Genomic DNA, 10,797 nt, shown 5'->3' on the forward strand with positions numbered 1-10,797 from the left:
CATGCGTCCAGCCGGTTCAAATGTTTCCTGGGTATCGGCACTCGGGCTTTGCCTGTGTCTGAGCGGGTGCGTGATGGGCCCCGACTATGCGCGGCCGTCAATCGCCACGCCGGCCACCTTCCGCTTTTCGGATGGCGCGCAGGCGAAAATCGTCGATACGGCGTGGTGGGCGCAGTTCGGCGATCCAGTGCTGAACGAACTCATTGCCACGGCGCTCGCGCAGAACAGGGACCTGAAAATCGCAGCCGCCCGCGTCGACGAATTTCGCGGTCAATTCGTCACCACGCGCTCGCAACTGTTTCCGCAGATCAGCGCCGGTTTCAACGCCGGTCGCCAGCATGTCTCGCCGCTTGCGCAGGCGTCGTTGCCGGCGGGTCTTGGCTCGGCCTACAACTCGTTCAATGCCACGTTGCCCATCTCATGGGAGATCGACGTTTTCGGCCGTGTGCGGCGTCAGACCGAAGCCGCGCGCGCGAATCTGCTCGCTAGCGAGGAAGGTCAACGGGCCACCGTGCTCACGCTGGTGGCGTCGGTTGCCACGTCCTACATCAATCTGCGCAGCCTGGATCGGCAACTCGAGATTGCAAAGGCAACCGCGGCGAGCCGCGAGAGTTCGGTGAAAGTGTTCGAACTGCGCTTCAACGGTGGGCAGATTTCGCAGGTCGAACTGGCCCAGAGTCAGTCGGAATACGAGGCGTCGCTGGCGGACATTCCCGCCATCGAGGCGCAGATCGGGCAACAGGAAGACGCGCTTTCGGTATTGCTCGGCCGCAACCCCGGTCCGATTCTTCGCGGCCGTACGCTCGATGAACTCCAGTCTCCCAACGTGCCGGCAGGCTTGCCATCCGCGCTGCTCGAGCGCCGTCCGGACGTGTTGCAGGCCGAGCAGAACCTGATTTCCGCCAACGCGTTGATCGGCGCCGCGCGCGCGCTTTATTTTCCGCAGATTTCGCTCACCGGGCTGCTGGGCTCGTCGAGTACGCAGTTGAGCAGGCTCTTTAGCGGGCCGGCGAACACATGGGCGTTTGCAGGCGCACTGACCCAGCCGATTTTCTCCGCCGGCAGCATTGCCGGGCAGGTCGAGCAGGCCAACGCGCGTCAGCAACAGGCGCTGTATGCGTACCAGAAGGCTGTTCAGTCCGCATTCCAGGAGGTCAGCGACGCGCTTCTCGGCGTCGAGAAGTCACGTGAAAGGCTGAGCGCGCAATCTCGCCAGGTGGACGCGCTGAGCGCCTATGCAAGACTCGCGCGACAACGCTATGAAGGCGGTTACACCAGCTATATGGAAGTTCTCGATGCCGAGCGAAGTCTGTTCAGCGCGCAGTTGGCTTATGCGCAGACCCGCAGCAATGAGTACACCTCCCTTGTTACACTTTACAAGGCGCTTGGCGGCGGTTGGGGCGCTGACGCGCTTGCCGGATTGGAGCGGGACCGAGCGGTTCTACAAGGCGACACAAGATAGTCGTCGAGCGATTCGGGTTCGTGGCTAGCAGGTGGCGGGGTACAACGTGCAGACTGGCCGGGCAGGTCCGCGGTCGGATCACGAGCTAAGGCTTGCGCGCACGCGTACCCGCGCGGCCGCGCTGGTCGCGCGCGTGGTTGCCGGCGTGCGATCAATCCGCTCCGCCCACATGCAAAGGGTGGCGCGCATGCTGCAAGGTGGACGCCGCGAGGCATTCCTCGATCATCGCGCGGAAGGTGGGCGCCGCGTGCGAAGCGCCGGTCGCGCCCGACTCGGGGCCGCCCTCCGGTGCGCCGCCCACGCCGAGCACGAGCGTCGAGCGAGGGCGCCATTCCCGCGTGCGTCGCAGCATGTTGCGCAAGTACGGCGGCGATTCCGGCGCGTCGAGCGAGACGATGCAGATGATCGACGCATCCTTGAAACTCGGCTCGTCGGCGCGCGCGCTCCGGTAGCCCGAGTGCGTGGCCATCATCGGCGCGAGATTCTGGCGGCCGAGCAATTGCACGGCGATCGCGGTTGTCACTTCGTCGAATGAACCGCGACCGGGCACGCATAGCACTGACGTTTTTTCGGCTGCGCGGGGCATTGGCGGATGGGCCGAAACAGGGCCGCCGTGCCGCTCGGAAAGATCGGCCGAAGCCGAGGCCGACGCGTGCAGCGCGCTCGCGGCGTCGGCGGCTTCGGTGCGCGCCAGGCGGTCCGGCAAGCCGTCCGCGATCTCCAGGTTTTCGACGATGTCCACCAGCGCGTCGTTGACGCGCTGCAACTGGTCCGGCATCAGCACGCCGCGCATCGCATCATTGCGGGCGAGCTTGAGGCCTTCGAGCACGACTGTGTCGTAGTAGTCGATCAGCGACATCTCGCGCAGCAACCGCTCCGCCTGCACGATGGCCTCGTGCGGATCGTCCGCCAGCAAACGCTGATAGAAGTTCTGCGCGGGTGTGAGCGCGGGCTGATCGCCGAGCAGCACCGTGAGGAAGTTCAGCCGGTCCGCGTAGCGCCCCATCGTGACCACGCACAACGTGAGCGGGGTCGACAGGACGAGGCCGATCGGCCCCCACAGCCAGCTCCAGAAAATCGCCGCGACCACCACCGCGAGCGGCGACAGCCCGGAGCGGTGGCCGTACAGCAGAGGCTCGGCGATCTGCCCGGCCACCAGGTCGACCACGATGAACAGAATCAGCGTATAGACCGCCATGGTCCATTGCGGCTGAATCGCGGCAGCAAGGAAGACCGCGAGAATCGCGGCGATCCAGATGCCGATATACGGCACGAAGCGCAGCAAGGCTGCGATTACACCGAACAGGAGCGCACCCGGCACGCCGATAATCGCGAGCCCAATGGCGATCACCCCGCCCGCGCTGAGGTTCACGCCCAGTTGCGCGACGAAGTAGCGGCTTAGGCGCACGGCGGCGTCGTTGATCGCGGTCGTGGTGCGGTGAAGATCGCGCGAGCCGAACAGGCTGATCAAACGGTCGCGCAGATCCTCGCGCTGCAGCAGGATAAATATCGTCACGACCAGCACGATGAAGGTCGTCTCGATCGGCGCGATGGCCGGCGACAACGCGCGTTGCGCGAGCTGCATCGGCGTGGGCGCGGGCTCATGCACTTCCACCGGCTGCGGCACGGCGGGGGCGTTGCGCGCCGCACGTCCGGTGGGGCGCGGCGGGTTCGGCTTGGAAGGGGCCACACGCTGAAGTGCGACGGCGGCGCGGCTCATCAGCGAATCGGCGCGGCCGACGGTCTTTTCCTGAACCGTTTCGATCTTCTGCTCGATCGCCACCTGATACTGCGGCAGGTCGCCCGCGAGTTGCACCAGCTGCGCGCCGATCAGCGCGCCGACCGCGAGCAGGCTCGCCAATGCGAACAGCACGGCAATGAAAATGGAGGGCAACTGCCCCATGTGCAGACGCCGCAACATTTGCACGAGCGGCGCGAGCAGGAAGCTGAGCAGCACAGACAGCGTAATCGGGATCAACACCGCGCGGCCGAAGTACAGCCCGCACACCACCACCACGCCGGTGATCACCGAAGCGAGGCCATGCAGGCTGGGCGTGCCCGGCGGGTAAACGCGGTTCGGCCGCCCATTTGGCGGTAACGAGATTTTCATGAGCACACGTTCCGATTCAGAAGCGCTGTTGTTCTTATGCTGATCGCTCGCGGACAAACTGATGGCGTCCGGGCAATGCGCTGGAGCAAGTCATATGCCTGGATTGTAGGCGCTTTGACGCCTCACGGGTCTATCGCCTATCGCAAGTGCAGGCGCAGCAGCTCGAACAGTTGCGAGCTCCCATACAGCAGCAGGCCGATAAAGCCGCCGACAATCGTCCCGTTAATCCGTATGTATTGCAGATCCTTTCCGATGTTCAGTTCGATCTGCCGTGACATGTCGCGCGAGTCCCAGTTCTTGACCGTATCGCTGATATGCCGCGTAAGGAATTGCGCAAAGTCCGGCGCCATGGTGCGCGCCGCTTCTTCGAGGTGGTCGTTGAGCGACTGGCGCAACGCCGGATCGTGCGCCAGTTCGCGTCCGACCCATTGACCCATCGCCATCACGCGGGCATGCAAGGCCGAGTCGCTGCTTTGCAGATCGCGCTTGAGCCACGCGCGCAATTCGCCCCACATGTCTTTTACATACGAACTGAGCGCGTCGCCTTCCACCAGGTAGCGTTTCAGTTCCTCGCCTTTTTGCAGGAAGGCGGGATCGGTCTTGAGCTTGTCGATCAGTTTGTGCGCGGCGTCATCGAACTTCTCGCGAAGCTGGTGCGTCGGGTTTTCGCTGATCTGTTCGAGCATGCGGTTGACCGCGTTGGCAAGCGCTTCCGCGCCTTTCTCGCCGAGCCATGCCGAAGGCAGGATCATCTCCATCTTCGGGTATTCGCTCTTCACCCAATCGACGATGCGCTCGGCGATGAACTCGCGCGCCTGCGGCTCGCGCAGCAGCGCGATGACCTGTTCGATGCCGGCGTCGAGCAGTTCCTGATGGCGGCCGTCCTTGGTGAGCGTGTCGAGAATGGCGCCCATCGACTGCGACAGGTCCACCTTGGCCAGCACGTCGCGCAGCGCGTCCTTGATGAAGACCTGAATGCGCACGTCGTCGGTCAATTCCAGAATGCCGCTGGTCAGTTTGACGACGTAGTCGCCCAACCGCGCGGTGTTGGCCGGCTGCGTGAGCCAGCCGGTAATGCTTTGCGCCGGGTCGTGTTTCTGGATCAGGCCGACCAGCGAAGGCACATCCAGAAACTTGTCCTTCACGAAGACCGCGAGGTTGTCGGCGATCTTGTGCTTGTTCCTCGGAATGATCGCGGTATGGGCGGAGACGAGCGGGATCGGCACGCGGCGAAACAGGGCGGCCACGGCGAACCAGTCGGCGAGCGCGCCGACCATCGCGGCCTCGGCGATCGCCTTGATGCCGTCCACCCAGACGCCGCGCGGCATGAACGCGGTGACCACGAAAACGCAGGCGGCCGCGAGCAACAGGAGTAAGGGTGTGCGCTTGGCTTTTTTCAGTTCGATGGCTTTGTTCATCGGCGGCAGGGCAGCGGGTTCGGGGCGATTGAAATCACGCGGCGCGCTTCACGCGCGTCCAGAACCGCGAGTGTAGCGCCGCCCGCCAGCCCATGTACCAACCGGCTGGGACTATCTTTAGCGCGCCGGCACGGTAACATCTACGGCTAGGCTGCGCGGGCTCGCCCGGCGAGGCAGATTGCAATTGAATGGAATGGAGGCACAGTGATCAGGTTTCTGCACACCGCGGACTGGCAGATAGGCACGCAATTCGGCCAGTTCGAGCCGGACGAGGCGGCGCACCTTGCCGAAGCGCGCTTCGAGACCGTGCGCAGGATCGCCGCCGAAGCCGCCGCGCGCAAAGTCGACGCCGTGCTCGTGGCCGGCGACGTATTCGATCTGCAAACGGTCTCGGACACGGTGATTCGCCGTCTGTTCGGCGCGCTGCAAGGCTTCACCGGACCGTGGATCATGTTGCCGGGCAATCACGACGCCGCGCTCGTCGAGAGCGTATGGACGCGTGCCCAGCGCCTGAACTGCATCGCGCCGAAAGTGCGCGTGGTGCTCGAACCGGGCGTGGTGTTGCTGGACGACTGCCGGTGCGCGTTGCTGTGCGCGCCGCTGACGCAACGCATCACTTATGACGACACCACCGGTTTCTTCGATACCACGCAGACGCCACCCGGCTATCACCGCGTCGGGCTCGCGCACGGCAGCGTGAGCGGGATTCTGCAGGAGGGCATCGACTCGTCCAATCCAATCGCGCCGACGCGTGCCGCGAGCGCCCGTCTGGACTATCTGGCGCTCGGCGACTGGCACGGCCATCTGCGCGTCGACGAGCGCACGTGGTATGCCGGCACACACGAGCAGGACCGCTTCCGCGCCAATGATCCGGGCTTCATGCTCGACGTCACGCTGGCTGAGCCGGGCGCGTCGCCGGTGGTCGAGCCGGTGCGGGTCGGACAATATCAATGGCATCGCTGGGACGAAACCATCGCCGTGCCGACCGATGTGGATGCGTTAAAGGCACGCCTCGCCACCCTGGGCAGTCACGATGTGCTGCGCGTTGCAGTCGGCGGCACGGCCGCGCTCGCCGATGCCGAAGCGCTTCACGTCGCGGTGGAAGAAGCGCGCGCCCGCGTGCGGGCCTTGCGCGTTGATCTGAGCGGCCTGCAAGTGCTGCCCACCGCCGACGACCTCGCCGAACTCGGCGCGCAAAGCGGCTATCTCGCCAAGGTGGTGGCGCGTCTGCGTGGCTTGCAGGAAGACCCGCAGTCCGACCCGCAAGCGGTCAAGCGCGCGGCGGAAGCATTGCTGCTTCTGGCGCGTTTCCAACGTGAACTGCCGCGCGAAGCGAGGTCCGCATGAAGCTGCAAAGTATCGCGATCCAGGAATTCAAGCAGTTCACCGGGCGGCTCGTCATTGACGATCTGCAGCCCGGTCTCAATCTTTTCGTCGGCCCGAACGAGGCCGGTAAGAGCACGATTGCCGAAGCCGTACGCGCCGTGTTTCTGGAGCGCTACAAGGCCTCGCATCTGAAAGACCTGCTGCCGTGGGGCAAGGCGAGCGGACAGCCGTCGGTCGAAGTGAGTTTCGAGCTGGACGGCGCGGCATGCCGGCTGTCGAAGCAGTTCGTCACGCGGCAGCGCTGCGAACTCAAGATCGGCCAGAGCGTGTTCGGCGAGGATGAAGCTGAAGACAAGCTCGCGGCCTTGCTGGGTTTTTCGCGCGCCGCGCGTGGACCGCTGAAGGCAGAGAATGCGGGCGTTCCTGGTTTATTGTGGGTGCAGCAAGGCGGCACGCAGGAAGTGCGCGATTCCACCGGTCACGCCGCTCAGTATTTGCGCGATGCGCTGTCGCAACTCTCGGGCGGCAGCGAATCCGCCGGTGAGGACGCGCTGATCGCCGCCGTGCAGCGCGAGCTTCGGCAACTGCTTACCGCGCGCACGCAGAAATCCACCGGACCGCTCGCCGAAGCCGAACAGACACTCGCCCGGCTGATCGAAGAGCGCGATGAGCTGGAGCAGCAGCGTCAACAGTTCGAGGAGAATATCGCGCGGCTTGCCGCGCAGCAGGAAGCCTTCGACGACACGCAGCGCAAGCGCCCCTGGGAGCTTCACGAGCAGAAAGCCTTGCAGGCGCAGCAGCGCGCCGATGCCGCGGCTGAACTCGAACGCAACCTGCAAGGGCTCGCGCAAGCGCTCAAGGCGAGTGAGGCCGAACTGGCGCTGCCGTTGCAACAGGAGCAGAACGCACTCGAACTGGAAGCCGCCGTCGCGCGCGAGCGGCAGCAACTCGACGCGCTGCGGGCGAGCGTGGCGGCGGTGCAGGCCGAGCACGCACAAGCCGCAGCCAGCGTGGCGCAATTCGAGCAGGCTTTTGCCGATGCGAACCGCGCGCTCGAGTTGGCCAATGCGGCAGTGACGGTGGCCGATCTGCGCAGCCAGATTGAGCTCTATCGGGCCGAGAGCGAGCGGCTCGAAGCGTCGATCGCCGCTGCCGCCAAAGCTAACGACGCAATGCTGGAAGCTGCGCGCGTCGCGGCCACGCTCGAAATCGACGAGGCGAAACTGAAACGGCTCGCCGCGCTCGGCAGCGAGTTGACCGTGCTGCGCGCGCGCACCGAAGCCGCGATGACGCGCATCGAATACCGCCTGCACGGCGCGATGACCGTTGACGATAAACCGGTGAGCGGTGAAGGCGTGCTACGTCTGGACGGGGAGAAGCGGATCGGCCTCGGCTCGCTCGGCGAATTGCGGGTGGTGCCGGGCGTCTCCGATCTGCCTGCGCGATTGTCCGAACTCGCGTCGCTCGAAGCGCTACATGCGCAGTTGTTGCAGGCGCTCGGCGTGGCGTCGCTCGGCGAGGGCGAGTCGCGGCATGAACAGTGGAAGGGGCTGGTCGCCCAGCAGAAAAGCCAGGCGAAGATTCTTGAGGTGCACGCGCCGCAGGGCATCGAGGCACTGCGCGCGGCGGCGGCAACGGCTGCGGCGCGCATGCAGGCGGCCAATGAGCGGCTGGCGAGTCTGCCCGACGTCTCGACCGCGGCGCCGCTCGACGAGGCGCGCCGCAACGCCGAAATCGCACGCGACGCGTTGGAGGCTGCGCGAAAAGTGTTGACGCAGGCGGCCGAAAAAAGATCGTCCGGCATGGCCAATGCGGAATCACTTGCGGCTCAGTTGCAGCGGAAGGACGCGCAATTGAGCGACGAAACTTTCCGTCGGAGCCGCGAACAGTGGCAGACGAAAATCGTCGAACAGCGCGTGCAGGTCGAGTCGTTGCGCAAGCAGCGCGAAGGGCGTGAGCGCGAGCTGGAAGCCGCGCGCCTCGATGATCCGGCGGCGGAGGCGAAGCGCTATCGCGCGTCGGCGGAACTCGCGCGCAGCGAGCAGAACGAGCGGCAAGTGCGGATCGCGGGCTTGCGCAGCCAACTGGAGACCGTGGGCGCGTCGGGGCTTGGAGAGCGCCTGGCGGTGCTCAAGGCCAAAGTCGAACAGGCCACGCGGCGCCGGGACGAGCTCAGCTTGCGCGCGAGCGCGTTGAGTCTGCTCGACGAAGTGCTGGTGGACGAACGCGACGCCGCAGTCGCGCAATTGCGCGCACCGTTGACCGAACGGCTCGGGCATTATCTGAAGCGGATCTTCCCGCAATCGACGATCGCGCTCGGCGACGATTTGAGTCCCGCCACGCTGGATCGCTTTGGCCGTGCGGACACGCTCGATGCGCTGAGCTTCGGCACGCGCGAACAGCTCGGCATTCTGACGCGGCTTGCCTATGCGGATTTGCTGAAGGCATCGGGCCGGCCGACCCTGCTGATGCTCGACGACGCGGCCGTGCATACCGACGCCGTGCGACGCGACGCCATCAAGCGCGCGCTGATCGACGCGGCCACGCGGCATCAGATTCTGGTGTTCACTTGTCATCCCGAGCTGTGGGACGATCTCGGCGTGAGGCAGCGGGCGATTGATGATCTGAAGGTGGCGGCCTAGCTGCCGGGCCACGCAAGCACGGTGTCAGCGATCACCGCGCAAGGCCGCATGAATTGCCACATGCGGCCGATGAAAACTCACGCAGATTTGCAGAAAGATCCGATCTCCATCGATAGACGTTTCCCCTGAAACTATCACTTCGAGTCTTCGCTGCGGTCTGAGCCTTCCGCCAGGATTGGTTAACCCTGCTTGTGCCGAATGCGTGCGCATGTCCGCGTGACGACCGTCTGAACAGTCGCACGGATCACGGGGATCGCTCATGGCGCAGGATACCTTCATCAAGATTGACGGCATCGACGGCGAATCGCAGGACGCGTCGCATCTGAACGAAATCGACGTTATTGGTTGGCGTTGGAAGGTTTCGCAGGCCTCGACCATGATGTCGGGTTCCGGCGGCGGCGCGGGAAAGGCTACCGTTTCAGACCTGGAGTTCACTCACAAGCTCGACCGCGCGAGTCCGAATCTGACCAGGTTCTGTTTCACGGGCAAGCATATTAATCAGGTGCGGTTGACCGTGCGCAAGGCCGGGGGACTGCCATTCGAATACCTGAAGATCACGATGCACGACGTGGTCATTACCCAGGTCGAACCGATCGGCGGTGGCGATGAATGCCACGAAGAGGTTCATCTTTCTTTTTCGACAATGAAGCATGAGTACTTCGTGCAGAACGCGCTGGGGGGAAGCGGCGGTGCGGTGACCGCGACGCTTTATATCAAGAACAACACTGCAAATTGACAGGGCAGGGGCAGAGGAAATGCCGGTCAAGTGTACTTTTGTTCTTAATGGGAAGAACACTTCCACCTTCACGTGCGAGGGAACCGTGCCAGTTACTGCATTTTCTGGAACCGGTCGAGGGCGGGATAATCCTGACGAAACGGCCGTGGAAAACGTTGGGCCGATTCCCAAAGGGACCTACTATCTCGTCGATCGTCAGTCAGGCGGTTACATGGGCTTGATATACGACTGGTGGAACGCGCAGGGTGTTAGCTCTACCGATCGTCGAAAATGGTTCATGCTCTGGAATCCGGCAACGGGGGACACGACTAACATCAATGGCATCAAGCGCGGTAACTTCCGGTTGCATCCAGTCGGGCGCCTCGGGCTGAGTCACGGATGTATCACGATCGCGAGCCCTAATGAATTCGATCGACTTCAGATATTCATTCGTTCGCGAGGACAGACGATGCCCGTGCCGGGGTCTGCCTTGAGGGCCTATGGAACCGTTGACGTCAAATGAACAAGCGCTCACTCATCAACATTGCGACTTACACCGCTTTGATAGTGATGTCCGCGATTGCTGGTTTGCGGACCACGTATCTTATCGACATGCTCCCAATGGAAATGCCTGAGAGCGTGGAAGCATTTATCCGATTCTGGCTGTCCTGCACCGGCACTGAATATCTGGGAAATCCAGACGATATGGAGGTGCTTGCGTTCCTGCTCTATTGGGCGGTCGCCACATTGCTGATTGCAGTGGCACTAATTGGATTCAAACGGTGGCTGTCTCGCTATCTCATTGCCAGAAAGAGTGGTGAAGCGATACCTAAGATGCCTTTGTCCGTAACGCTCGTGGCATGTTCATTTGCGCTTCTCGTCATGAGTAATATTGGTTGGCAACTGTCGAGTCCACTTACGAGATACCCCCTTCATATACCCGCTCCAGTCAAGGCAGTAGTCAAATTCTACCTATCAGCCACAGGCCAAGGTGCCGGGTCAGATCTCGACGAGAACTTGATTTTGTACGTCATGGACCTTTATTGGGCAATAGCTACCCTGTGCATCGGCGTACCGGTCGTTCTTTGCTGTCTGGCGATACGTCGGTTCATGCGCAGAAAAAC

At 63.3% G+C, this 10,797-nt stretch carries 8 protein-coding genes; 6 read left to right on the plus strand and 2 right to left on the minus strand.

All coding sequences use genetic code 11. From position 1 onward, the window contains the following. Window position 1 precedes the first annotated feature (1 nt). The gene (locus P0D70_RS23785; protein ID WP_408186261.1) at window positions 2-1,462 is read left to right on the plus strand and encodes an efflux transporter outer membrane subunit; all 1,461 of its coding nucleotides are present in this window, start codon (window positions 2-4) and stop codon (window positions 1,460-1,462) included. A 151-nt stretch (window positions 1,463-1,613) separates the two neighbouring features. On the opposite strand, the gene P0D70_RS23790 is transcribed toward P0D70_RS23785, so the two are convergent. After that, on the minus strand, window positions 1,614-3,572 hold the full coding sequence (locus P0D70_RS23790; RefSeq protein ID WP_408186262.1) for an AI-2E family transporter: 1,959 nt from the start codon (window positions 3,570-3,572) through the stop codon (window positions 1,614-1,616). A 137-nt stretch (window positions 3,573-3,709) separates the two neighbouring features. Next, window positions 3,710-4,990 carry a DUF445 domain-containing protein gene (locus P0D70_RS23795; RefSeq protein WP_091808146.1) on the minus strand — a complete coding sequence of 427 codons (1,281 nt, stop codon included), beginning with the start codon at window positions 4,988-4,990 and terminating at the stop codon, window positions 3,710-3,712. A gap of 204 nt (window positions 4,991-5,194) precedes the next feature. Between P0D70_RS23795 and P0D70_RS23800 the strand changes: the two genes are divergently transcribed. The 5 genes from P0D70_RS23800 to P0D70_RS23820 form a co-directional block, all read left to right on the plus strand. After that, the gene (locus P0D70_RS23800; protein WP_408186263.1) at window positions 5,195-6,337 is read left to right on the plus strand and encodes a metallophosphoesterase family protein; all 1,143 of its coding nucleotides are present in this window, start codon (window positions 5,195-5,197) and stop codon (window positions 6,335-6,337) included. Then, entirely contained in the window at window positions 6,334-8,958 is a 2,625-nt protein-coding gene (locus P0D70_RS23805) for an AAA family ATPase (RefSeq protein ID WP_408186264.1), read from the plus strand. The genes P0D70_RS23800 and P0D70_RS23805 overlap by 4 nt, the downstream gene beginning before the upstream one ends. Before the next feature lie 259 nt (window positions 8,959-9,217). Further along, window positions 9,218-9,694: an Hcp family type VI secretion system effector gene (locus tag P0D70_RS23810; protein WP_408186265.1), complete on the plus strand. Its 477-nt coding sequence runs from the start codon at window positions 9,218-9,220 to the stop codon at window positions 9,692-9,694. Between the two features lie 19 nt (window positions 9,695-9,713). Continuing rightward, entirely contained in the window at window positions 9,714-10,196 is a 483-nt protein-coding gene (locus P0D70_RS23815; protein WP_408186266.1) for a DUF2778 domain-containing protein, read from the plus strand. Then, on the plus strand, window positions 10,193-10,797 hold a 605-nt coding region (locus P0D70_RS23820; protein ID WP_408186267.1), incomplete at its 3' end, for a hypothetical protein. The genes P0D70_RS23815 and P0D70_RS23820, both read left to right, overlap by 4 nt.

Origin of the sequence: Paraburkholderia sp. RL17-381-BIF-C, from assembly GCF_046026435.1 — a bacterium.
In the GTDB taxonomy this organism is placed as follows: Bacteria; Pseudomonadota; Gammaproteobacteria; order Burkholderiales; family Burkholderiaceae; genus Paraburkholderia.

What these genes read in the sequence shown, in the direction of transcription:
- P0D70_RS23805 (WP_408186264.1), top strand. Translation starts at nt 6,334, where the DNA reads ATGAAGCTGCAAAGTATCGCGATCCAGGAATTCAAGCAGTTCACCGGG.
- P0D70_RS23785 (WP_408186261.1), top strand. Translation starts at nt 2, where the DNA reads ATGCGTCCAGCCGGTTCAAATGTTTCCTGGGTATCGGCACTCGGGCTT.
- P0D70_RS23815 (WP_408186266.1), top strand. Translation starts at nt 9,714, where the DNA reads ATGCCGGTCAAGTGTACTTTTGTTCTTAATGGGAAGAACACTTCCACC.
- P0D70_RS23790 (WP_408186262.1), bottom strand. Translation starts at nt 3,572, where the DNA reads ATGAAAATCTCGTTACCGCCAAATGGGCGGCCGAACCGCGTTTACCCG.
- P0D70_RS23795 (WP_091808146.1), bottom strand. Translation starts at nt 4,990, where the DNA reads ATGAACAAAGCCATCGAACTGAAAAAAGCCAAGCGCACACCCTTACTC.
- P0D70_RS23810 (WP_408186265.1), top strand. Translation starts at nt 9,218, where the DNA reads ATGGCGCAGGATACCTTCATCAAGATTGACGGCATCGACGGCGAATCG.